The organism is Paenibacillus sp. 2TAB19 (assembly GCF_052115185.1).
Taxonomy (GTDB): Bacteria; Bacillota; Bacilli; order Paenibacillales; family Paenibacillaceae; genus Pristimantibacillus.
In genome coordinates this window covers 1-24,064 of record NZ_JBFRGE010000087.1, presented here as the reverse complement: position 1 = coordinate 24,064, position 24,064 = coordinate 1, and the positions used below count along the sequence as shown (strand labels likewise).

General features: G+C 50.0%; 26 protein-coding genes. 24 read left to right on the top strand and 2 right to left on the bottom strand.

What is annotated here, in order from left to right:
• Positions 1 to 33 precede the first annotated feature (33 nt).
• The 5 genes from AB4Z33_RS26275 (at position 34) to AB4Z33_RS26255 (ending at position 4,544) form a co-directional block, all read left to right on the top strand.
• Positions 34 to 1,707 (top strand): glutamine--tRNA ligase/YqeY domain fusion protein, encoded by a 1,674-nt coding sequence (locus AB4Z33_RS26275; protein WP_442052733.1) that lies wholly within the window; start codon positions 34 to 36, stop codon positions 1,705 to 1,707.
• A gap of 70 nt (positions 1,708 to 1,777) precedes the next feature.
• On the top strand, positions 1,778 to 2,416 hold the full coding sequence (gene mobA / locus AB4Z33_RS26270) for a molybdenum cofactor guanylyltransferase (RefSeq protein WP_442052731.1): 639 nt from the start codon (positions 1,778 to 1,780) through the stop codon (positions 2,414 to 2,416).
• A 429-nt stretch (positions 2,417 to 2,845) separates the two neighbouring features.
• Complete coding sequence (locus tag AB4Z33_RS26265; protein WP_442052730.1) at positions 2,846 to 3,349, top strand: GNAT family N-acetyltransferase; 504 nt, start codon at positions 2,846 to 2,848, stop codon at positions 3,347 to 3,349.
• A complete protein-coding gene (locus AB4Z33_RS26260) occupies positions 3,346 to 4,080 on the top strand; it encodes a metallophosphoesterase family protein (RefSeq protein WP_442052729.1) in 735 nt (244 codons plus the stop codon). The genes AB4Z33_RS26265 and AB4Z33_RS26260 overlap by 4 nt, the downstream gene beginning before the upstream one ends.
• Entirely contained in the window at positions 4,077 to 4,544 is a 468-nt protein-coding gene (locus tag AB4Z33_RS26255) for a VanZ family protein (RefSeq protein ID WP_442052728.1), read from the top strand. Before AB4Z33_RS26260 ends, AB4Z33_RS26255 begins: the two co-directional genes overlap by 4 nt.
• 53 nt (positions 4,545 to 4,597) lie before the next feature.
• Here AB4Z33_RS26255 and AB4Z33_RS26250 read toward each other — a convergent pair whose 3' ends face one another.
• On the bottom strand, positions 4,598 to 5,038 hold the full coding sequence (locus AB4Z33_RS26250; RefSeq protein WP_442052727.1) for a hypothetical protein: 441 nt from the start codon (positions 5,036 to 5,038) through the stop codon (positions 4,598 to 4,600).
• Between the two features lie 183 nt (positions 5,039 to 5,221).
• On the opposite strand from AB4Z33_RS26250, the gene hisC reads away from it, so the two are divergent.
• The 6 genes from hisC (at position 5,222) to AB4Z33_RS26220 (ending at position 8,999) form a co-directional block, all read left to right on the top strand.
• Complete coding sequence (gene hisC / locus AB4Z33_RS26245; protein WP_442052726.1) at positions 5,222 to 6,283, top strand: histidinol-phosphate transaminase; 1,062 nt, start codon at positions 5,222 to 5,224, stop codon at positions 6,281 to 6,283.
• On the top strand, positions 6,283 to 6,717 hold the full coding sequence (locus AB4Z33_RS26240) for a hypothetical protein (RefSeq protein WP_442052725.1): 435 nt from the start codon (positions 6,283 to 6,285) through the stop codon (positions 6,715 to 6,717). The genes hisC and AB4Z33_RS26240 overlap by 1 nt, the downstream gene beginning before the upstream one ends.
• 142 nt (positions 6,718 to 6,859) lie before the next feature.
• A complete protein-coding gene (locus tag AB4Z33_RS26235) occupies positions 6,860 to 7,465 on the top strand; it encodes a TetR/AcrR family transcriptional regulator (protein ID WP_442052724.1) in 606 nt (201 codons plus the stop codon).
• A 7-nt stretch (positions 7,466 to 7,472) separates the two neighbouring features.
• Entirely contained in the window at positions 7,473 to 7,853 is a 381-nt protein-coding gene (locus AB4Z33_RS26230) for a DMT family transporter (RefSeq protein ID WP_442052723.1), read from the top strand.
• Positions 7,854 to 7,860: 7 nt separating this feature from the next.
• Positions 7,861 to 8,187 carry a DMT family transporter gene (locus tag AB4Z33_RS26225; protein ID WP_442052722.1) on the top strand — a complete coding sequence of 109 codons (327 nt, stop codon included), beginning with the start codon at positions 7,861 to 7,863 and terminating at the stop codon, positions 8,185 to 8,187.
• Positions 8,188 to 8,303: 116 nt separating this feature from the next.
• Entirely contained in the window at positions 8,304 to 8,999 is a 696-nt protein-coding gene (locus AB4Z33_RS26220) for a serine/threonine protein kinase (protein WP_442052721.1), read from the top strand.
• 73 nt (positions 9,000 to 9,072) lie between these two features.
• Here the strand turns inward: AB4Z33_RS26220 and AB4Z33_RS26215 are convergent, their stop codons facing one another.
• Positions 9,073 to 9,279, bottom strand: coding sequence for a hypothetical protein (locus AB4Z33_RS26215; protein WP_442052720.1), 207 nt, complete (start codon positions 9,277 to 9,279; stop codon positions 9,073 to 9,075).
• Between the two features lie 344 nt (positions 9,280 to 9,623).
• On the opposite strand from AB4Z33_RS26215, the gene AB4Z33_RS26210 reads away from it, so the two are divergent.
• From AB4Z33_RS26210 to AB4Z33_RS26150, 13 genes are all read left to right on the top strand, one after another.
• A complete protein-coding gene (locus AB4Z33_RS26210; protein WP_337103971.1) occupies positions 9,624 to 10,043 on the top strand; it encodes an RrF2 family transcriptional regulator in 420 nt (139 codons plus the stop codon).
• A gap of 75 nt (positions 10,044 to 10,118) precedes the next feature.
• Positions 10,119 to 10,430, top strand: a complete 312-nt coding sequence (gene trxA / locus AB4Z33_RS26205) for a thioredoxin (protein ID WP_337103972.1) — start codon at positions 10,119 to 10,121, stop codon at positions 10,428 to 10,430.
• A gap of 273 nt (positions 10,431 to 10,703) precedes the next feature.
• Positions 10,704 to 11,486: a glycosyltransferase family 2 protein gene (locus AB4Z33_RS26200; protein ID WP_442052719.1), complete on the top strand. Its 783-nt coding sequence runs from the start codon at positions 10,704 to 10,706 to the stop codon at positions 11,484 to 11,486.
• Positions 11,487 to 11,526: 40 nt separating this feature from the next.
• A complete protein-coding gene (locus AB4Z33_RS26195) occupies positions 11,527 to 11,871 on the top strand; it encodes a DUF2304 domain-containing protein (RefSeq protein WP_442052718.1) in 345 nt (114 codons plus the stop codon).
• Positions 11,871 to 12,218: an EamA family transporter gene (locus AB4Z33_RS26190; protein ID WP_337103975.1), complete on the top strand. Its 348-nt coding sequence runs from the start codon at positions 11,871 to 11,873 to the stop codon at positions 12,216 to 12,218. Before AB4Z33_RS26195 ends, AB4Z33_RS26190 begins: the two co-directional genes overlap by 1 nt.
• Positions 12,219 to 12,249: 31 nt before the next feature.
• Positions 12,250 to 13,515, top strand: a complete 1,266-nt coding sequence (locus AB4Z33_RS26185; RefSeq protein WP_442052717.1) for a phospholipid carrier-dependent glycosyltransferase — start codon at positions 12,250 to 12,252, stop codon at positions 13,513 to 13,515.
• A gap of 131 nt (positions 13,516 to 13,646) precedes the next feature.
• A complete protein-coding gene (locus tag AB4Z33_RS26180; RefSeq protein WP_442052716.1) occupies positions 13,647 to 16,013 on the top strand; it encodes an S-layer homology domain-containing protein in 2,367 nt (788 codons plus the stop codon).
• A gap of 242 nt (positions 16,014 to 16,255) precedes the next feature.
• Positions 16,256 to 18,067, top strand: a complete 1,812-nt coding sequence (locus AB4Z33_RS26175) for a cache domain-containing sensor histidine kinase (protein ID WP_442052715.1) — start codon at positions 16,256 to 16,258, stop codon at positions 18,065 to 18,067.
• A 30-nt stretch (positions 18,068 to 18,097) separates the two neighbouring features.
• Positions 18,098 to 19,624, top strand: coding sequence for a response regulator transcription factor (locus AB4Z33_RS26170; protein WP_442052714.1), 1,527 nt, complete (start codon positions 18,098 to 18,100; stop codon positions 19,622 to 19,624).
• A gap of 114 nt (positions 19,625 to 19,738) precedes the next feature.
• Positions 19,739 to 21,028: an ABC transporter substrate-binding protein gene (locus tag AB4Z33_RS26165; RefSeq protein WP_442052713.1), complete on the top strand. Its 1,290-nt coding sequence runs from the start codon at positions 19,739 to 19,741 to the stop codon at positions 21,026 to 21,028.
• A 70-nt stretch (positions 21,029 to 21,098) separates the two neighbouring features.
• A complete protein-coding gene (locus AB4Z33_RS26160) occupies positions 21,099 to 21,980 on the top strand; it encodes a carbohydrate ABC transporter permease (RefSeq protein WP_442052712.1) in 882 nt (293 codons plus the stop codon).
• Positions 21,980 to 22,804, top strand: a complete 825-nt coding sequence (locus AB4Z33_RS26155; RefSeq protein WP_442052732.1) for a carbohydrate ABC transporter permease — start codon at positions 21,980 to 21,982, stop codon at positions 22,802 to 22,804. Before AB4Z33_RS26160 ends, AB4Z33_RS26155 begins: the two co-directional genes overlap by 1 nt.
• A 46-nt stretch (positions 22,805 to 22,850) precedes the next feature.
• A complete protein-coding gene (locus tag AB4Z33_RS26150; RefSeq protein ID WP_442052711.1) occupies positions 22,851 to 23,789 on the top strand; it encodes a glycosyl hydrolase in 939 nt (312 codons plus the stop codon).
• Positions 23,790 to 24,064: the final 275 nt, after the last annotated feature.

Genomic DNA, 24,064 nt, shown 5'->3' with positions numbered 1-24,064 from the left:
GATATATATTCTCCGAGGGAAAGGTTGGTCGTGATGGAAAACGCAGTGGAATCGAAGTCATCATCCTCAAATTTTATTAAAAACATCGTAGTCGAAGATTTAAAGAGCGGCCGCGTACAGGAAATCGTCACACGCTTTCCCCCTGAGCCGAACGGCTATTTGCATATCGGACATGCGAAATCAATTTGTTTGAACTTCGAGCTTGCCGATGAATTCAAAGGCAAAACGAATCTTCGTTTCGACGATACGAATCCGCTTAAGGAAGACACGGAATACGTAGAATCGATTCAAGAGGATGTGCGTTGGCTGGGCTTCGAGTGGGACGAGCTTCGCTTTGCGTCGGACTACTTCGAGGAGCTGTACAATCGCGCAGTGCTTCTGATCAAAAAAGGAAAAGCTTACGTCTGCGAGCTGACAGCCGAGGAAATGCGCGAGTATCGCGGAACGCTGACCGAGCCGGGCAAGGAAAGCCCGTATCGCAGCCGCAGCGTAGAAGAGAATCTCGATCAGTTCGCGCGTATGCGCGCTGGCGAGTTCAAAGACGGCGAGAAAGTGCTTCGCGCCAAGATCGACATGGCTTCGCCAAACATTACGCTTCGCGATCCTGTCTTGTACCGCATCGCGCACGCCCATCACCACCGCACGGGCGACGCATGGTGCATCTACCCGATGTACGACTACGCGCATCCGATCAGCGATGCGATCGAAGGCATAACACACTCCATCTGTACGCTAGAGTTCGAAGATCACCGTCCGCTCTATGATTGGGCGATTGCCGAATGCGAGATGGAAGCGGCGCCTCATCAATACGAGTTCGCCCGTCTGAACGTGACGAACACCGTAATGAGCAAGCGCAAGCTGAAGCAACTGGTAGACGAAGGTGTCGTTGTCGGCTGGGACGATCCGCGCATGCCGACGATCAGCGGACTTCGCCGCAAAGGCTATACTCCGGAATCGCTTCGGGCGTTCTGCCGCGAGATCGGCGTGGCGAAGAGCAACAGCATTGTCGATGAGCGCAATCTGGAGCACTTCATCCGCGAAGACCTGAAGCTCAAGGCGCTTCGCACGATGGCGGTCCTTAAGCCGCTTAAAGTCGTCATCACGAATTACCCGGAAGGGCAAACGGAGCTGCTGACGGCAGAGAACAACAGTGAGAATGAAGCGATGGGCGAACGCCAAATTCCGTTCTCCCGCGAAATTTATATTGAGCAAGACGATTTTATGGAAAATCCGCCGAGCAAATACTTCCGTCTGTTCCCTGGCAACGAGGTGCGTCTCAAGCACGCGTACTTCATTACATGCCAAGAGGCGATCAAGGACGCTGACGGCAATTTAATCGAGCTTCGTTGCACGTATGATCCGCGCACGAAGAGCGGTTCCGGCTTCAATGAGCGCAAAGTGAAGGGCACCATTCACTGGGTGGAGGCATCACAAGCGGTTGCAGCCGATTTCCGTCTCTATGAGCCGCTTATTACGAACGAAGCCGAAGAGGAAGGAAAGCCGTTCCTCGAATGTATCAATCCGAATTCGCTTGAAGTGCTGCAAGGCTTTGTTGAGCCGAATATGAAGGATGCGACGGGCGGCGACAAGTTCCAGTTTTTCCGCCACGGCTATTTCAATGTCGATCCGAAGGACACGACGCCGGAGAAGCTGGCCTTCAACCGTATCGTTTCCTTGAAAAGCTCCTTCGACCCGACTAAAGCTTAATATGACACATTGCAGCCTGCCGAGCATATTTGCGAAGCAGGCTGTGTTATTTTCCGGAGGGAGAAGGTCTATGACCGATCATGCTCAACAGCAGCAGTCTTTGCATGGCCTCGTTCTTGCTGGCGGCCAGAGCTCGCGGATGGGGACGGATAAGGCGCTCCTGCCAATCAACGGGAAGCCGTTGCTCTATCTTCTCGTTAAGCAGCTTGCCGCACTCGGGATGAAAGTGACGGTTGCGGCAGGCGCGCCTAATCGGGAGCAATCATACCAAACCGCATTGGCTGAGCTCGGCCCGCAAACAAGCTTTGCTTACGACCGTTACCCGGGCTGCGGTCCGCTCTCGGGTCTGCATGCCGGGCTGGCAAGCATCGATACAGGTTGGGTGTTCGTCGTTGCATGCGATATGCCGACGATCTCACTGCCGCTGCTGGAGAAGCTGCGAGACAGGCTTTGGTCATTCGGCGAGGGAGCGGGTGTAATACACGCCTCCGGTCAGCCGATGCATGCATTTTATGAAGCAAGTCTGCATGTACAAGCGGAAGAGGCTCTACAGCGCGGCGATTACYGGTTCATGCGCCTGTTGGAGGCATTGCCAAGGATTGAAGTCACGCCGACGATAGAAGAAGCGTCGATCGTTTTCACGAATATGAATACGCCGGAGGCATACGCGCGTTATATCTCCGAGCTAGAGGAGCGACCTTCTTGCTGAAGTCTTTCGATTTCAAAGCGCTATCAATTGGCTTACTGATTTATGTTATTTCAACTATTGTATTTGGATACATTCTTATTGCTGTCTTTACAKATGGCCTATTCGATTTATTGCCCAATAATGAATGGAAGTTTGAATTTCTAATCAGCATACTGGCTACATTCGCGGCAGGTTATTATACGTTCAAACTTGCACGTCGAGGTATTCCCAATCAAAGTCTACTGCTCGGCATTATTATATCCGCATATCATTTGATCGGGACGATTAATCAGCTGCAAGATACTTATAGTGATCAATTGCTAATTAATTTAACGTACGACGCGTCCATTATCCTCTTCACATACTTAGGTGGAAGACTTGCGAGGCGCAGCCTTTCAAGAAAAGCAGCGACAAATAACATCACGGGATAACATGTACGAGGTGAACACAATGAAAAGCTTTCAATACGAAATAGTCGATGCGCAGCCCGGCGACCTGCCGCGTATCGTCGAGATTTATAACTCTACCGTCGCGAGCCGGATGGTTACGGCTGATCTGGAGGAGGCAACCGTCCAGAGCAAGCAGAAGTGGTTCGAGGAGCACTCGCCGGAGTCGCGGCCGATGTGGGTGCTTCTAATTGATGGACAACTCGCAGCATGGTTCAGCTTCCAATCGTTTTATGGCAGACCCGCCTACCAGGCAACGGCAGAAATCAGCATCTATATTGCGGAAGAATACCGCTCGATGGGAATAGGTTCGATATTGCTTGCCAAAGCGATAGAAGAGAGCCCGCGCCTCGGCATCCGCACGCTGCTTGGATTCGTATTCGGACATAATGAACCGAGCTTATCCTTGCTGCGTAAGTTCGGCTTCGCTGAGTGGGGATTGCTTCCCAAGGTGGCCGAACTGGACGGTGTCGAGCGTGATCTTGCGATTATGGGGAGAAGAATATGAAGCGTAAATTAGTCATTAGCGATATTCATGGCTGCCATGGGGCATTGAACGAGCTGCTCGCGCTTATGAGCTACAAGCCGGGCGAGGATCAATTGCTGCTGCTTGGCGATTTTGTCGATCGGGGGCCGAACAGCCGGGAGGTCGTGGAGCAGGTCATCAAGCTGGTGAAGGATGACGGCGCGATCGCAATCAAGGGCAACCACGACGAGCGTTTCGTTGATGTGGTGCTGGAGAGAAGCGAGCAGGCATTACATAAGTTCACGGGTCATGGCGGACGCCAAACGGCAGAGAGCTACGCAGAGGTAGGCCATTCTTCCTTGGATAAGCTGCTGTCCCAAATGAAAGCGACCGTGAAGCAATCTTATACGCATCATCTTGATTTCCTAGACAGCTTGCCGCTCTACCACGAGGATGAACATTTCATTTACGTCCACGCGGGATTGAACCCGGCCTTCGACAATTGGAAGGAGCAGCCGGAGCGTGACTTTCTTTACATTAAAGAGCCGTTCATCAAGCAACCGACGCGTGTCGGCAAGACGGTTGTTTTCGGCCATACGAAGACGAGGGATATTCACGGCAAGTCTGACATTTGGTTCGGCGACGGAAAGATCGGCATTGACGGCGGCTGCTCGAACGGCTATCAGCTGAATGGTCTCGAGATTCGAGGCAGAAATGATTTTAGAACCTATATGGTGCGAGGCAAACCGAAAAATAACACGGCTGCGAGGTGATCCGAAGCAACGTGTACAAGAAGGCTTACAGCAAAAGCATCCTATTTAACCTGATGCTAACGGTTGCCGCACTTATCTATGTTTTTATTATGTTCCATTTATTGCTTTATCGCGATCGCTTCTACGGAGCCGGCTATTCATACAATATCGTTCCGCTCCATACGATCAAAAATTATATTTATTACCGCAATCATATGAATTGGAACATTTGGTTCACTAATATTTTCGGCAATATTGTATTATTCATTCCTATTGGCATCTTCGCTCCGCTCTTACGCGTCAAATATCGGAATCCGATTAGACTTGCCGCTTTCACGATTGCATGGATTGCGATTATCGAGCTTATTCAAATGCTTACACATGTGGGCAGCTTCGACGTCGACGATATTATCTTAAATACGGTTGGCGCGCTGCTCGGGCTGATCTTTACGCACATTATGCTTTTTGTTTACAAAAAAAGGTGAATAAAGAAGCCGGCCAACGAATACCTCGCCGGCCGGCCTGTAATCTGCGTTATCTACATACGCAAGCTTGAATATATTAATACATCCCCGCGAAGATCGCCCTCGGATATCATTCGGATCCGCGTTGCAATCTTAAGGACAGGTCCAACTATCATGCCGGACATCATAATAGCGAGCAGAATGCCGAGCACGATGGCGACAGCGGCGATGATGACAATTATGAGCTCCAGCGTCTTGCCGTGGTGCAGGACGGATTGGCTCGCCTCTTGCGTCTGTAATTCCCGTTTGGCAGCGAGCTCGTCAAAGCCTGTGCTGGGTTCTCTTCCGATAGGTGTTACCGTGTCTTGCAATATTTGCATCGCGAGCTCATCGTTGCCTGATTCGATAGCTGGAAATTGCGTTGTTTCGATGTTCTCGCGCCAGGATTTACTTTGTTCAATCAAGCTTTCCACTTCTTCGGAATGAGCGGTGGACAGTATATACTCCTGTACCATGATTTCATTTTTCCCACTCCCGCGCATCATTTTGTTTTCTCTCTACTTTTAACAAAACGTGAAACGTACTGCACTTGCGGAAAAACGATCGGTATATATACACCGTTTGTATCAAATATATCGATTAATAGTGATAAGATAATAAAATCAAACATATTCAGAAGTTGAAAGGAATGTTGTTCTGTGAGCAAATTTTGGAGTCCATTAACGGCTTCGCTGGTTCCTTATGTACCAGGCGAGCAGCCGAAAGATAAAACGTATATCAAGCTGAACACGAATGAGAATCCGTACCCACCCTCTCCTAAAGTTATCGAGGCTATTCAAGCGGCGGCAGGCGACGATCTGAGATTGTATCCGGATCCGACCTGCGAAGCGTTAATTGCGGCGGTCGCGGACTATTACAAGCTGCCAGCGGGTCAGGTGTTCGCGGGCAATGGCTCGGACGAGATCTTGGCGTTCGCTTTTGCAGCTTTCTTTGATCCGGCGAAGACGATTTTGTATCCTGACATTACGTACAGCTTCTATAAAGTGTACGCGAAGCTGTACGGGCTGCAATCGGAGCTCATTCCTCTGGATGATTCGTTCAATATTCATCCAGCCGATTATGCGAAGGAGAACGGCGGCGTCATCCTGCCGAATCCGAACGCGCCAACAGCCAAACTGATGTCGCTGGACGATATCCGCACAGTGCTGGATAGCAATCCGAACCAAGCGGTCATTATCGACGAAGCCTACATCGACTTCGGCGGTGAATCTGCGATTAGCCTAATCCCGCAATATCCGAATTTGCTCGTCGTACAGACGCTTTCGAAGTCACGCTCGCTCGCAGGACTTCGTGTTGGCTTTGCTTTCGGCAGCGAGGAGCTTATTGATGGGCTGAATCGGATCAAAAATTCATTCAACTCCTATACAATGGACAGGCTTGCTCTAGCTGGAGCAATAGCAGCGTTCCAGGATGATGCTTATTTCCGGGAAACGACGGAGAAGGTTATACGTACGCGTGACCGCGTAGCGGGCGAGCTTGCTGCGCTTGGATTCAAGGTTACAGACTCGAAGGCAAACTTCGTATTCGCTTCGTACCCGGACAAGCCGGCAGTGTCGATCTTCCAGCAGCTTCGCGACAAAGGCGTGCTTGTCCGCTACTTTGCGCAGCCGCGCATCGATGAGTACTTGCGAATCAGCATTGGAACGGATGAGGAAATGGATGCTTTCCTGCAGGCCATTAAGGAAATCGTGGCCGTATAATGGAGGAAATAAGCGATAAGTATGCATGGTTCAAACGTTCGGCGCGGAATGCTTCGCTGCTCAGCGTCGCCTACGCGCTTGTCACGAATGCGGTGTACATCGCATCCTATTACGCCGCATTTGTTATCGAGTATAGCTACATCATTTGCCTGCTGTTAGCCGCAATGTTTGCTGTTCCGATCATTTGGCTGTTCCGCAGCAGGCACTGGTACTTTCCCGTATTTATTGTGCTGCTGTGGATTCCTTTGAACCTTGTAATCGGGTTTGCCATATCGGGCCTGCTGCCGGAGGGCGGGGGCGAGATCGGCGATGGATTGGCGATGTTTTTCTTCTTTATCCTGAATCTCGTATCGGTCGTATGCGGTACGGCGGCGGGAATGATCGTCAATGGCATCTTGTTCTTTTCCCGTAAATTAAAATCGAATGACGTGTAACACTAAGAGTCTAATCGGAAGCCTGAGAAGGAACCGATTGGGCTCTTTTTTTTTTTTTTGACTTATCGAATCTACTGTACTATTATATAGTGATCCCTAACGTTCGTTAGGCAACGAACGTTAGTCGAATGGGAGTGATGGCATGGACGATAACTTAACGACGCCGGAGAAGATTAAGCTGGCTGCCCTTACGCATTTCACGGAATCCGGCTATGAAGGAGCGTCGATGTCTCAGATTGCGAAGGAGGTCGGCATTAAGACGCCTTCCATCTACGCGCATTTCAAGTCGAAGGAGCAGCTTTTCCTTGGGCTTATGCAGCAGGTAATCGATGAGGAGTGGGAGCATTACAACACACTGTTGCTGCAGCTTCGGGAAGAGCCGGTCGAACGCAAGCTTTATCGCATATTCGATTTCTTCTCCGACTTTTCCCACCTGTCGAGCGGTCAAGCGTTTCTGAAGCGAACGATGGTCGTGCCGCCGCGCCATTTGCGCGAGCAATTACGGACTGTCTTTCTTCAATATGAGGATCTATTGTCGGAGCGGATTGTTGAAATTATTCGCCAAGGGACTGGAGAAGGCATTTTTGCCGATCGGGATGAAGAGCGGATGGTCGCAGAGCTGTATGTTTTCGTTGATGGCTTGCTGGTGGAATATCAGTTTTATGACAGCACATTATTCGAGCAGCGCAAGCAGCTTTTATGGGAATCACTCTGGCAGCTATGGACACTTAACAACAAGGAAGGATGAACGGAAAATGGCATGGATTTATTTATTATTGGCAGGTTTTCTAGAGGTGGGCTGGACGTTCGGGCTCAAATATTCAGAGGGCTTTACAGTCTTGGTACCGAGCATCATTACGGTAGTGCTGCTCGCTGCGAGCTTCTATCTGTTCGCCAAATCGATGCAAATTCTTGAGATAGGCACTGCGTACGCGATGTTCACAGGGATGGGCACCGTCGGAACAGTCATAGCAGGCATATTGTTTCTTAAAGAGCCCGTTGATTTCTGGCGGTTATTTTTCATCGTGCTGCTTATATCGGGTATCGTCGGACTTAAGCTTGTCTCTAAAGACAAGAAGGAAGACCCTTCGCAGGAAACGAACACAGGGCAGTTAAGACAGCAGGAGAGGGCGTGACGATAAGATGGCATGGTTATTTTTGCTCCTGTCTGGCTTAGGCGAAGTCGGCGGGGTTACGTTCATGAAGCTGTCGGACGGCTTTCGCAAATGGAAGGGTACAGTCGGGGCGATCGCATCGGGTTTCGTTAGTTTCTTCTTCTTATCTAAAGCGCTTCAGACGATACCGATTAGTACAGCTTACGGGATATGGACGGGTATCGGCTCGGTAGGCGGGGTAGTGCTCGGCATGGTGTTGTTCAAGGAATCGAAGGATTGGCGTAAAATCATGTTTCTAGCGATGATTATTATCGGGGTAATCGGCCTGAAGGTCGTAAGTGGCGGCGGACATTAAGCAGCCTTATGCGGCGATAGCCCTTTTCAACGTATGAACGCTTTATTTTTGCAGAGGAACGCCTTACAATGAAAGGGACTGGAAACGAATTGTAAGGAAAGGGAGCTCTGTCACCTATGGATGCACAAAGATTGGAATCATTTATCGATAAAGTGAAGCATACGCTGCTGGCAGAGCTTAAGCTCGAAAGCGTAGACCCGGGCAATCCGATACATGTGAAGGCGATGCCGAAGGAATGGAAGCTGCTTGGAGCAGGCAACTATGCCAGCGTATTCTACCATCCCGATGACGCGGATATTGCCGTGAAAGTATATGCGCCTGGCCGTGAAGGCTGGGAAAGCGAGTGCGAGGTGTATCGCCGTATTGGCGATCATCCATCTTATTCGACTTGTTACCATGCCGGCGAGCATGACGGGCATTACTACTTGATTCTGCGCAGGCTGCAAGGCAAAACCTTGTACAAATGCGTGCTTGAAGGGATAACGATCCCGAAGACCGTGATCGACGATATTGACCAAGCGCTCGATTATGYGCGTTCGCAAGGACTATTTCCTCATGATGTTCATGGCAAAAATGTTATGGTGGCGGACGGCAAAGGAATCGTCGTCGACATATCCGACTTCTTGAAGGAGGAGCCATGCGCGATGTGGGACGACTTGAAGAAGGCGTATAACCGTATTTATATGCCGTTCTTGTCCAAGCATACKATTGCGATTCCTGAATGGGTCATGAACAGCGTGCGCAAAGGTTATCGATGGATGAAGCATTCGCCGCTTAACGGGCGTTCGTCGCAAGGAATAAGCAAATCATAACTTATGGCAACAGCAAGGCAGCGATTCCGATCCGGATCGCTGCCTTCATTTGTTTCGTCGTCTGTTGCCCCGGCTAATGCTCTTTGTCGAACGCATCGAGCAGCGCCTTGGCTTGATCAAGATCTTTCTTCAATACATGAATTCGTTTCACGGAGCTGCTCTCGTTCGTAATCTTCGATTTCAGTCCGCCGGCTTTCAGATGCGCTTGCAGCCGATCAATCAGATCGACTCTCGATCCGCCCTCCGCACGAATCGATACCCATCGATTCCAAAATGCCATGATTGTGTTCACCTCCTTTAAAGTTTTGCGTAGCAAAACTACTTCGGAAGCATTAACTTTGTTTTGTATGACAAAACTCGCATCGGAAGCCTAAACCTGGTTTTGCTAAGACAAAACTTAATTCGGAGCCTTTGTGCAATCGGCACAATTCATATTTATTCAGTTACGGCACTAAATGATGACAACCGCTCGTAAAATTATGCGGCTGTCTCCTCTCCACTTTTTGCAGAGAATAGTTCGCCGCGGCGCACCGCAATATAATGATGAACGGCGTGCACCTGGCTATTGACAAATACAACTGTAACGGATAAAATTACAGTAAGAAGCAGGGAGGCCCGTTCATAGTGAACAGTGAATTTACGATTGCCGTACACAGTCTTGTTTATTTGGCTTATTTGCCGGAACGAATGGCGAGCAGCGAGATGATTGCCGATAATGTCGGTACGCACTCCGCACGCGTTCGCAAGGTGATGAGCGCATTGCGTCGAAGCGGATACGTGAATACACGCGAAGGTTCTGGCGGAGGATATCGTCTGACCATTGACCCAAGCATCGTCACGCTAGCCGACATCTACCGCGTCATGGCGCAGGGGTCGCTCATGCCAAGCTGGTGCTCAGGCAATCCAGAGATGGATTGCGTCGTCGGATCGAATATGAATCAAGTCATGTTCGGTATTTTTTGCAAGGCGGAGAAGCAGCTGGAGGAGCATTTTAGCGCAATTACGATTCAAGACGTGCTTGGCCAGATTCACGCCTGTTCGTAGCTTCGAATTTGGATTTGGTAAGGATGAGACGGGTTATCCCTTAATCATACACATTGTTTGGAGAGGATGATTGAAATGGCAGTAGCATTGACGAAAGATAACTTTTCCCAAAGCGTACAAAGCGGTGTATCCCTTGTTGACTTCTGGGCGCCATGGTGCGGACCTTGCAAAATGCAGCTTCCGATCGTAGAGGAGCTTTCCACTGAACTGGAAGGCCAAGCTGTAATCGCGAAAATCAACGTTGACGAAGAGCCTGAGCTTGCTTCGCAATTCGGCGTAATGAGCATCCCGACGCTTATTTTGTTCAAAGACGGTCAACCGGTTGACAAAATGGTCGGCGTACAAAGCAAAGACGCTTTGAAAGCAAAAATTGCTGGTCAACTGTAAGCAACAATAGGGCAAAAACAAACGTCTAAATATCGTCTGGAATCAGTTCAATGCTGGTTGCCAGGCGGTATTTTTTTTCTTTCACTTATTTCCTCTCCGAAATAAATGCTAGAATAGGGAACAAGTGGATGCATAGATTCGTGTAAAAACGACAACAATTACACATTTTCACAACCTTTTCAGTTGCTTTCTAATAGAGAAGTTTAGTAGAATTAGAGGTATTGTGAACAATGGAGCGTCAACAAAAACTACGATTTATGGAGTGATGATGGAGTGAACGCAGTCATTTCTGAGAAGGACGGCGCCGTTACAGGTGAGTCTCTGCGGAATGGAAATACGTCTTCAAAAATTTTGATCATAATACCGGCTTATAACGAAGAGCATAGCATAAGCCACGTTATCCATGATGTGAAGACGCATTGCCCGTCTGCTCATATTCTCGTCATTAACGACGGCTCGAAGGATCGCACGAAGGAAGTTGCTGAAGCGAACGGCGCAGCCGTCATCACACTCCCTACAAATCTTGGTATTGGCGGAGCCATGCAGACCGGTTATCGTTATGCCCATCGTTACGGCTATGATGTCGCTGTGCAAGTGGACGGAGATGGACAGCACAAAGCCGAGCAGCTTCACCTTATTTTGTCCCCGGTACTGAGCGGCAAGGCTGACCTTGCGATTGGTTCGCGGTTTATTGAACAAACAGGTTTCCAGTCGACGACGTCAAGACGGATCGGCATCAAAATTTTGTCGACGATCGTAAGCGCCATGACACGCAAAAAAGTGCTCGACGTGACGTCCGGCTTCCGTGCGGCTAATAAACGCGCGATATCGGTGTTCCAAAGCGACTATGCAACCGATTATCCGGAAGTGGATTCGATCGTGCTCGTCAATCGCAGCGGACTTCGCACGAGCGAGGTAGCCGTAACAATGGAAGCACGCACGGGAGGCACTTCATCTATAAATGCGATGAGATCGGTGTATTATATGATTAAAGTAACATTGGCTTTGTTCATCCGAAGCCTGAAACAAACAAAACCAGTTGAAGTTCAGTCGTAATCAAGCGGCATCAGTCGTTTATGTTTGAGGGGGAAATTCCATGCAAGCCTTGTGGATTATCACAAGTGTCGCTTTTCTGATTGTACTTATTATGTTGATTAATAGAAGGCTGTTGCGCGAGCAGTATTCCATGCTGTGGCTGCTGTTCGGCGTCGTCATGCTCATCTTGTCCGTGCGACCGCAAATTATCGATTCGCTTGCCGACTCGATCGGTGTCGATTATGCGCCGGCGCTCTTGTTCTTAGTCGGAATTCTGTTCTGCGTAGCGCTCATTCTTCACCTTACCGTGATCGTATCCAAGCTGTCGGAGAAGGTCATTCGTCTGACGCAAGAGCTTGGCATTCTGCATCATGAGCTTCATGATCGCAAAAGGTCGGAATCGTAATGGCTGCATACGTTGTACTGGCTTTTAATATTTTACTGCTCGTCTGCGGTCAACTGCTGTGGAAAACCGGAATGAACAAGCTCGATACCGCCAAAGGCGAATCGGTCGTTACTTTATTATGGTCGCCTCATATTTGGGGAGGGCTTGTTCTATACGGAATTGCAACGGTGATGTGGCTGTACGTATTGAAGAAGCTGCCGCTCAGCCTTGCGTATCCGCTACAAAGCTTAGCCTACGTGCTCGGCATGGTGGCTGCAGTTTACTTGTTCCACGAGACCGTTCCGCTGCAACGCTGGATAGGGGCGGGAATTATTTTGGTCGGAGTTATCGTATTAGCTTGGAAATAGGTTGTGTTATCGTCTGAGGGGGCCGTTTATTTTGTTGGAATGGGTACGGAAGAACAAAGTTTGGACGATCATGATCGTCCTGATTTTTTTGCTTGCTTTCTGGTTAAGAGCCGATTTTCTAACATCGGTTAAGCATAACATTTCGCATGACTCGAAGTATTACAATGAAATGGTTCATCGTCTTGTCGACAAAGGCATCTATGCATACAAAGAAGAAGTACCGAACGCGCGCGTAACGCCGGGTTATCCGCTCTTTATGACGGGCATGTACCTTATTGGCGAACAGATCGGTGTGGAATACTTCCCGCTGATTCGATGGGCGCAAGTGCTTATTAGCTTAGCTTCGCTCGCGCTGATGTATATCATCGCCATGCAAGCAACGAAAAATAAGTGGATCGCTTTGATCTCCATTTTCATTGGCGCAATTTATCATCCGTTCATCTGGACAACTGGCGCGGTGCTCACAGAGACGTTGGCATTATTCCTGCTTATGGCATACTTGTCGATGCAGATGTATGCGTTCAAGACGCAGCGCATTCGAGATGCGGCAATTGCAGGTCTGCTGCTCGGCTTAACCGTACTTGTACGGGCTGAGTTTTTACCGCTGTTCGTTCCTTTGTACGGTGTATTCCTGCTTCAACAGTGGAGCAAGAATAGGAAGGCGACAGGGATTGATCGCAAGCCGTTGTCTGACGTATTCAAAAAGATCGTTTTGCTCGGTGTCGTGACGGGTCTATGCTTGTCCGCTACGATGCTGCCATGGTGGATTCGCAATATTGTGTCGCTGAATGAATTCGTACTTACATCTTCGCAGTCCAATCCATTCTCCGCGGGTACGTATCCGGACAAAAACTACGAGGATCGTATTGTGCAGAAGGAAAAATGGATGACGCAGTCGGATTACGCATGGGCGCGCATTAAAGCAGGCTTTACGACGCAAACATGGACGTACGTGAAGTGGTACACGGTTGGCAAGCTGAAGTATACATATGGCCATATGTTCTTCGGATCGGGACATTCTCCGATTTTCTATGCGTATCCGAAGGTCGCTTACTTGCATCTTCTCATCGTATACAGCAGCATTATCACGCTTCTCGGACTGATCTGGCGCTGGAGACATCCGGGCGTTATGCTGGCAGTCGTGCTCGTTATTATGTCTATGATCAGACTCGTATTCGTGCCGGAATATCGGTATAATTTCACCGTCATGCCGATCTTTATTATTTTCTCCGTTTGGCTTGGCATATTTATATTACAGAAGCTATGGGGGCTCGTATCCAGTCGGAGAGCTGCTTAGCAATGAAAGCTGTCTTCCTTCCCTTTGCGGAAAGAAGACAGTTTTTTTGTTTTTTAAATGGGTGCAACTTCCAACCGGCTACTTCCGTTTTATAGGATGTAAGTATTGGAAAAATAAAGGAGGACGAAGTAGTGAGGCGCAATAATCGTACGAAGCTCGCAACGATATTAACGGCTGCAATGATTATGGGTACACTGCCAGGACAAGCATTTGCCGATAGTGCCGACAGTGGAGGCGCTAGCGCGGCAGCGGGCAGCGAAACGGCCGTCCAAAGCGGCACGAATGCTCAGATTACGAAGGTCAAGGCGGAAGCACTCGCCAGACAGTACGTAAACATTCCGAAGGAGTATACGCTCCAAGGGACTGGCTTCTCGTCAGAACAGCTAGCGGTCGGGAAACGCAATACATGGAGTCTCGATTTTGTGAAGAAAGTAAACGGCAAGCAGCAAGGCAGCATCTATGTACGCATTCATGCGGATAACGGCCAGCTGTTGGAGTTTCGAACGTATGTCGATAACCCGTCGGCTAAACCAACCTATCCTCTCAAAGTGGAGAGGGATGCGGCGCAGAAGCTTGCACTTGAGTTTATACATACATTGGCGCCTAATTACGAATCGCAAGTTAAGCTGAATACGGAATATGGTGTATCACTGCTGCCTCCGCTTACTGGTCAGGTTCGACATATGCTGCGGTTCGACCGGATCGTGAACGGCATTCCGTATGCGGATAACTACATTGAAGCGGAGATTGACAGCGAAGGACATATGATGAGCTATTCGCTGCGCTGGGATGAAACGATTGTATTTCCGAAGGTAAGCACGACGCTTACAGCAGAGCAAGCGGACGCTAAGCTGCGCGCGGCAGCTAAGCCCGAGCTGGCGTATATCATTCCGTACAGCGCGAAGGGAGAGCGCAAGCCTGTTCTTAGCTACAAGCTGGACTCCTTGGCGATTGATGCCGTGAGCGGAGACACGAAGGACCGTACGAACATTTCGTATTATCGTCAAGGCACGGTATCTAAGACTCCGTTGACTGCGAAGCCGGATGGGACGAAGCCATCGAACAGCAATATTACGGAACAGCGTGCGGTGGAGATTGTGAAAGCAGCATTCAAGCTTCCGGCAGATGCCGTGCTGTCGCATTCCAATTACAATGAAAATAAGGACGAATACTCGGGCAAAACGAATGCATATTGGGATTTGAACTGGACGATTACGAAGGACGGCAAGGAGCAAGGTTTCCTATCGGCCACAGTCGACGGCCAGTCAGGTGCCATTCGCAACTTCTATAACTACAATTATTCGGCGTCTCCCGAGAAGGGAGAGACAGACAAAGCGCCTGTATCGCTGCAGCAGGCAATGGAGCTGGCGACGGCAACGGTCAAGAAGCAGCTGCCATGGCTAACGCATGAGCTTTATATCGTCTCCCCTAAACCAGAAACATATGAAGGCAAGACCGCGGGCGAGATCGGATCRTATCGAATCGAGTTCGTTCGCAAAGTTCATGGGGCAACCGTGGAATATGACAATATTGGCGTATCGATTGATTCCCGTACGGGAGAAGTGACGGATTACAACGGAAATATCGCAGATTTCGATTATCCGGCTTCACCGCCAGGCGTCATCACGAAGGATGCAGCCATATCGAAGTGGCTAGGCTATTACCGTACGGAATTGGCTTACCAGCTAGTTCAACAATATTGGTGGGAAGGTCAACCGATTCCGTATCAAAAAATGTTAGTGCTGATCGCGGCAGGCGAAGCGAGCGAGTCGCAGCTTACGACGAAAAACGAAGCGGAGCTCGTCTACCGTCTCGTACCGCGTCCGCTTGACGAGAGCATCTTCCTCGATGCGGAGACGGGAAGCTGGCGGAATCGCGAGACCGGCGAGGCGACACAGCTTGAGAAGCCGAAGGCAACCGACATCGAGGGCCATTGGGCACAGCGTCAGCTTGAACTGATGGTTGCTTACAAAGCGCTTGATGTGAAGGATGGCAAGGTGCGGCCGAGTGAACAGGTTACGCGGGGCGAGCTCATTAAGATGCTTGTGCTTGCGCGCAATAGCGGAAACTCTCCAATGTACGACATGGGAACAGCTTCGGCAGCGCTGGAGAAAGCTTCATTCGACGACGTTGCGGCGGATTCCAGTTACTTCGTTTACGTCGAAAGCGCACTGGCGCAGAACTTGATCGACATCGGCGATGGCTCCTTCAATCCGGACGGCAAAGTCAGCCGCGATGAGATGTCGGAGCTGATTGTAAGAGCGCTTGGCTATAATGCGCTTGCCGAGTACGATCATATCTTTAAAGCGAGCTTCAAGGACTCGGATCAGATCGAGAACAAAGGTCAGGCCGCGATTGTGGTAGGACTGAAAATCATGAGCTTGTCGGACGGCAAGTTTTTGCCTGGGAAGCTGGTCACCCGCGCCGAAGCGTCGGTTGCGTTCTTCCGCTACTTGCAGACGCGTGCGGATTTGGCCGAAGCGCCGCTGAGGATGTAAATTGTTTCAGTAATTGAGTAAAGGGATGGAGCAGGCTGTATTTCTGCTCCATCCTTTTTTTTGCTCATACGTGTGCGCGAATGGTTATGAATGGTTTGCAACGCGTGAAGGCTGCACAGGAAAAGGTCCCTATTGCATTACTTACAGCTTACAGCTTGTACGTACAATTAAACGGTGTCGTGCTATAATACCCTCTAGAAATGACAAAGGCAGGGGGGCGCCCAGTGAAAACGAGGGACAACATGAAGAAAGTTTTCGTATATTTGCGGCACACGTTTCTGGACCGGACGATTATGCGGACGATACTCGTATCTTATTTACTCGTTAATGTGCTGCTTCTGCTTCTGCTCGGCTACCTGTCCATCAAGGACTCCACGAAGATGATCACGGACGAAATCGTCAGCTCCAGCAACAAGGTGATGGAGCAAGCGGCGCTAGGTCTGAGCTTCAATCTGGAGGAGTCGAAGCGCTCGCTCGTCATGCTGGCCGGCAATCACTCCGTTATTACGATGATGAAGGAGCATCAGAAGATCGGCATCGAGAGCAGGCTTCAGCATGAGCGCAACATTTCGGAGATTGCGCAGGGCGTAAGTACCTATCAAACGCTGATCAGCGACGTCCTTATGATAGGCGAGACGGGGTACGTCAACAATTTGGACGGACGCAAAACGTTACAATGGGATTACCCTTTCCAGTCGCAACCGTGGGTGAAGCAGACGTTCGAGCGTAATCCGCAAGGCAGTTTCTTCAGCATCGGCGTTCATATGCAGGACTATTATCTATCCACGGATATTACGCGTTACAATCAGCCGGTGCTGTCGGTGGTGTTGCAAGTTAAGGGGTATCAGGGGCAAATTCTCGGGGCGGTTATTGGGAATTTGGATTTGGGAAAAATCAACGGCATGTTCGAGCAAAGCGCTTATCAGAACAAGGGCAGCATCTTCCTGATTGATGAGAACCGCCATATTATCGTCCATAAGGACAGCGCTAAAATTGGACAAGTACTCGACTTTCCTTCGGAAGAGAAGCTGTACGAGCATCCTTCGGGCCACTTTCAAGAAAATATCGACGGGGTTGAGACGCTCGTCATTTATCAGCCTACCGCCGTCAGCGGCTGGAAAATGATCTCGACCGTACCGATGTCCGATATTACGAGCCAGTCGCAGCCGCTCAAGACGAATTTGGGTCGCATCCTCTACTTGTGCTTGATTGCGAACACGCTTATCAGCCTGCTCATTACGTTGCGCATCTCGCTGCCGGTGAGAAGATTGATGGCGGCGCTCGACAGAATGGGCGAGGATGATTCTTTGTATGTGAAGCCGAGGGATTACCGTTATAGGGAACTTAATCAGATCGGCGACAAATTTAAAGGGCTGATGGGCCGGATAGATTTGCTCATTAAGCAAAACTATTTGACGCAAATTAACTTGAAGGAAGAAGAGTTGAAGACGCTTCAGGCGCAGATCAATCCGCATTTTCTGTTTAATACGCTGCAGCAGCTGCAGACGGAGATCGTATGCGGCAATACCGAGGAATCGAATCATATCGTGCTGTCGCTCAGCAACCTGTTCCGGTACTCCATGAAACGCTCGGAGGAGGAAGTGGAGCTGGAGCGCGAGATCAACAATGTGTCGGACTACTTGTATATTCTGAACAAAAAATACAATAACGGTATCCGTGTATCGTTCTCGATTCCAGACCGGGATGTGCTGCGCCGCAAAATACCGAAGCTGACGCTTCAGCCGATCGTTGAGAATTCGATTCGTCACGGCTTCGGCGACCATATCCGGGAGGGTGCCATCCATATTAAAGCGGTCGGCGGTCGCAAGGGCGTACTGATCGTTGTATCCGACAACGGACAAGGCATGTCCAAGGAACGTGCGGCGGAGTTGACCAGGCATATTAACAGCACGACGCAGAAAAGCGACAATATCGGCTTATACAATGTGAATCAACGAATTAAGCTCAAATACGGAGAGCCTTATGGCATCCGCATCTATAGCAAGCAGGGAGTGGGAATGAGAGTTTCCATCCTGCTGCCCATTATGGATTAATTCACATCAAGGATGAAGGGAGAGAGAAGGATGAGGCTGCTTATTGCGGACGATCAGCAATCGCTGCATACTTTTTTGGATAAAATGATGAATTGGCAGTCGCTCGGCATTACGGAGATTAAGCATGCGTACGACGGACGGGAAGCTGCCGAGCTGGCTGAGCAATGGCAGCCGGAGCTGCTCATTATCGACATTCAAATGCCGCACTTGAACGGCATCGAGGCATTGAAGCAGCTGCAGCAGCTGCCCCATAAGCCGAAAACGATCATATTGAGCGCTTACGATGAGTTCGAATATGCTCGGGAGGCGCTTCGGCTAAGCGTTGCACAATATTTGCTCAAGCCGGTCGATACCGCACAGCTTGATTCAGCGCTTAAGGAGCTGATTGAGGAGCTGAAGGCGGAACAACAGACGGAGCTTGGCAGTGCGATAACGAGTTACTTCAGGCAAGAACAGGAGCAAAGCGGTGACGAGGAGAGTATTGTTGCGGCGGCGAGGTCAGCCTTCCCATTGCTCGGGATTAAACGATATTTAATTGTTCAGATTACGGGTGAGCAGTTGCATAGGGACGGGTTAGTTTCTTTGTTGAATCGGATGGAGCCTGTGGCGGAGCTAAAGGTTCTTGCACAAGTTTATTCGCTTAAGTTCGCAGCCGTACTAGGGTTGACCAGCGATGCCCGGATGGACGAGCTCGTGAATTTAGGGGAGACAGCTGTATTGTCTTGGCAATCAGATTATCCGCTATGTCGCGTCACCATAGGGCTAAGCGCGATTGGCGATACACCGGAGGAGCTATACGGACTCCTGGCTCAAAGCAGCGTTGCTGCGGCAAGCGGCTTCTATTCATCAGTCACGGTTCAAGTCGGCAGTGAGGCTGCCAAGTCAGAGCCGTGGACCATGCAGCTTTATGAGCAGTTCGATAAGTCGTTCGAGGAAAAATTCTCGCTGGCCTTCTCGCAAGAGGCGATGAAGGACATTGTTGCTGCTTTGTTCAACGTTTTTAAAGAGCTAAGGCTGAAGCCGGATCAAGTATACCGCTTATGCAAACATTACTTGACGATGGCCGAGCAGGCGATAATCCGTTCGAAGCGTTTCGCGACGGATATTGAACCGGTAACGCTGGAGAGGCTGAGGAAGCTTCATACCGCTGCCGAGCTGGAATCATACTTCTACACTGTAATCGATAGCTTGGTTGTCAGAACGGACCACGCCGCCGAGCGGACGGAAGAAACGATCACAAGAATCAAGTCGCATATCGAGCTGCATTACGAGGAAGATTTATCGCTGCAGCACATCGCCGATAGGTATGGCTTGGATAAATATCAGCTAAGCCGCTTGTTCAAACAGCAATTCGGTATCAACTACTGGCAGTACGTGACGCAGATCCGGATGGATAAGGCCGCGGAGCTTCTGTCGGGTACGAATTTGAAAAACAGCGTCATTGCGGAGATGACCGGTTTCGTCGACGAAAGTCATTTTAGCAAAACGTTCAAAAAGCACTTTGAGGTCTCGCCAAAAGATTACCGTGGGGGCAAGCATCAACCGCCCAATATGTAAGCGTGCAACAAAGTACAAAAATCCGTGCAACGATGTAAATTCAAGAGCCCCTAGTAAAGCGTTATCATAATGGTGAAAGTGCTTACAAATACTCGTTAACAGGGGGAATACAGCATGAGAAAATCAAGTTTATTGCTTTTGATMGCCATGATGGCGGTGACGCTTGTCCTATCCGCTTGCGGCAGTAACGGCAACAACGGCAACAAAGAGGGCGAAGCGGGCGGCGAAGGCGCCGGCACAGACAAAAAGGTAAAGCTAAGCCTGCTCTCGTGGAACAATGAAACCGAAATGAAGCCGGTCATTGACGGTTTCACGGCGAAATACCCGAACATCACGATCGACTTCCAAACGGCTCCGCCGGTTAAGGACTATATCGCTAAGCTGCAAACGATGCTGCTGTCCAATTCGGCGACGGACGTATTCATCATGGCGGCCGAGAACCGCAATGAGCTGATTGATGGCGGTTATGCGCTTGATTTGACGGATCAGCCGTTCATATCCAAGATGACAGACGCAAGCAAAGGCATGTTCACGCGTGACGGCAAAACGTATGCATTCTCCCAAGCCGGCTGGGTGGGCGGCATCTATTACAACAAAGAGCTGTTCGCGAAGGTTGGCGCGACGGAAGAGCCGAAAACATGGCAAGAGTTTATCGACCTGTGCCTGAAGCTGAAAGAAGCCGGAATCGTACCGCTGTATGATAACGCAGGCGACATTTCCACCATTCAAGGCGCTTTGGTAGCTAGCCAAACGTTGTCCGGCAATCCGGACTATGACGCTAAACTGTTCGCAGGTGAAGCGACGTTTGCCGAAGGTTGGACGAAGCCGCTGCAAATGTGGAAGGAAGGTCTGGTCGACAACAAAATCATTACTTCCGATATGATGGGCTTGACTGCGGATCAAATGGTTAATGAATTCGCAATCGGCAACGTAGCGATGATTCAAGGCGGACCATGGAACATTCCGGCTATCGAGAAAGCGAATCCGGAGCTGCAATTCAGCATGATGGCGATTCCAGGCGCCGAGGCAGGCCAAGACTATTATGCAGGCGCTCCAAACGTCGGTTTCGCGGTGAATAGCGCTTCGAAAAACCAAGACGCGGCCATTAAGTTCGTTGAATACATGTCTACGCCTGAAGGCTTGGAAAACTTCGAAAAAGGCACGGGTCAAATCATTACGCTTCCAGGTTATGAAAGCAAAGTGCACCCCGCTCTAGAGAAAGCGTACAAAGAAGGTTTGCTCGCAGGCAAATTCTATCTCCCGATGGTTTCTTGGCCGAGACACCAAGAAGCGCTTCGCAATCAGATGGTCGTGTCCGTACAGGACTTGCTCGTCGGCAAAGGCTCGATTGAGACGATTACAGGAGCCATGGACCAGAAGCTGAAAGAGATGGAAAGCAAATAAAAAGAGAAAGTGAGCGGCAATAGAGGGGAGCAATCCCCTCGGCCGTATCATGAGGGAGGGAGCCTGCGAGATGAAGCTGCTAAGATCTTTCCAGTATCAAGTTTTTCTTATTCCGATTTTGTTTTTCTATACGGTATTCACGATCTACCCGCTTATCAAATCGTTTTTATTCAGCTTGACGAACTTTAACGGTTATTCGAAGGAATACGATTTCGTAGGTTTAACGAATTATATTAAAATTTTCAAGGATGCCGCCATTATATCGGGTATTTCTTACACGCTTTTATTCGCGATATCGACAACGATTCTGACCACGCTGCTGGCGATTGTGCTTGCGCTCGTGCTGGACCGGAATTTCTATACAAAAAACATTCACCGTGCGATTTTCTTCTTCCCGTCCATTCCGAGCGGTCTAATCCTTGCATACGTGTGGGGCTTCATCTTGTCGCCGATCGCTTCGGGCGTGTTGAATAACGTGCTTCATACCTTGTTCGGGGCAGGGCCGCAGCCTTGGCTGTCCGATCCGATGTTAGCCAAGATGTCGACCATCCTTGTCGCGGTATGGGCGGGCGCTGGCTGGCATGCGGTATTGTATCTTGCTTTCCTGCAAGGCATCTCGAAGGATTATTACGAAGCGGCTTCGATTGACGGGGCTAACCGCTGGCAGCAAATCCGCAGCATAACATTGCCGCTGCTTGCTCCGGCCATGACGATCAGCGTCATGCTGCTCCTCACTGGCGGCCTCAAAGTATTCGAAATCCCGTTCGCGCTGACGAAGGGCGGTCCGGGCTTCGAGACGCATACGATTACGCAGGTTATCGTGCTTCGCGGCATCTCCGAAGTGCAGTTCGGACTCGCATCCGCCATGTCCATCGTCTTCTTCCTGATCGTGCTGGCGCTCACCTACTTCCAAGTGACGGTCATGCAGCGCAGAGAGGAGAAGATGTTATGATGACGGACAAAACCCGCAAAAGCTGGCTGCTCGATATCGTGATGCTGCCGGTAGGGGTCATTACGTTTTTCCCTTTCTATCTCATTATCGTGAACACGCTTAAGACGCCGGTCGAGACGGCAAGAAATCCGCTTAGTCTGCCGACGAAGCTGAATTTCGACAATTACGAGCGCGTCTTCACTGAAGTGCCGCTGCTGCAAAGCTTCGGCAACAGCTTGATCATTACGGTCATATCCGTGCTTCTTATGGTTCTGATCGGCGCGATGGCGGCGTATCCGATCGTCTTCAACCCGGGTAAGACGAACCGTATTATTATGGGATATTTGCTGGCGGGTTTCCTCATTCCGTTCCAAACGACGCTTATTCCGCTATTCGAGCTGATGACGCAATTCAACCTTGTCGATAAGCTGTACGGCATCATGTTCATTTATATGGGCGGCTCGGTATTCGTCTTCTTCTTGATGATGGGCTATATGAAGACAGTCCCGAAGGAGCTGTCCGAAGCTGCGACAATCGACGGATGTACCGTTTGGGGTATCTTCTGGCGCATTATTTTCCCGCTGCTGAAGCCGATTACGGTCACAGCCATCATTTATCAGACGATGTGGGTGTGGAATGATTTTCTCGCGCCGATGCTGTTCCTTAACTCGTCCGACAACGCGACGCTTGTCCTGCAGGTATACAAAGCCAAAGGCGAATTCGCCGTTGATTGGCCGTTATTCATGACGTTGACGGTTATCGTGCTCATTCCGATTTTCATCTTCTTCATACTGATGCAGAAGCAGATCGTAAAAGGAATTGTCGGCGGCGCTGTCAAAGGGTAATCAGCAGCACTAAGGTGGATTTAATAACGAAGGAGACGATAGCTGCATGAACGCACCTTTATTTCGAGATCCGATCTATGACGGGGCGGCCGATCCGGTCGTCATTTGGAACCGCGAAGCTCAGGAGTGGTGGATGATTTATACGAATCGCCGGGCAACGGCGGAAGGGACTAAGTTCGCTTGGGTCCACGGTACTGATCTCGGAGTGGCTTCCTCGCGCGACGGCGGCAACAGCTGGCTGTACCGGGGTACGCTGCAAGGGCTTGATATCGAATGGGGGCGGAACACGTTCTGGGCTCCGGAGATCTACTGGCATGACGGCTTGTATCATATGTACGTTAGCTATATTCAAGGCGTGCCCGTAGACTGGCCGGATCATCGGCGCGACGTGATGCACTACACGAGCCCGAATTTACTCGACTGGACGTTCCGTTCCAAGCTCGCGTTAAGTTCGTCCCGCGTCATCGATTCATGTATTCATGAGCTGCCGGGCGGCGGCTTCCGGATGTGGTACAAAGACGAAGACAACGAGTCGTTTACTTACGCGGCGGACAGCGAAGATCTGTACGAGTGGAAGGTTGTCGGTCCGGTCATTACGGGACGCGGTCACGAAGGGCCGAATGTGTTCTGGTTCAAAGGCTCTTATTGGATGATCGTCGATGAATGGAGAGGTCAAGGCGTATTCCGGTCGGATGATCTGGATACGTGGGAGCGTAACGGCCTCATTCTTGACCAGCCGGGAGCGCGCGAGGATGATGGCGGCATTGGCTTCCATGCGGATGTCGTCGTGCAGGGCGATAACGCCTATATTTTCTACTTCACTCATCCGGGCAGAAACGGAGCGCTTAATAATGAAGGTCAAGAGCGGCAATATGAGAGCAGGCGCTCCTCTGTGCAAGCGGCTAAGCTTGATGTTGTGGACGGCAAACTGATATGCAATCGCGACGAGCCGTTCGAGATGAATTTGCTGCCTGAAAATGATTAAAGAAAGGGGGCTGTCTTTGGGACAGCCCCCTTTGTTAGATTGGAAAACATCCAACCAAATCGGCCAGACCGATCAGGAAAGAATCTTTGATTGGAAAACATCCAACCTAATCGACCTATTTTACTCATTTTCGCTCTTGTAGGCTCATTTGCCTGTAGAAAATCCACTCAAACTGCATCAATGATGCGATTTTGTTCATTAGCCTGTATGAAATCCAATCAACGACATTTTTTGTGCGAGCTGCCCTCTTTTGGGACAACACCTCTTTACGGGAT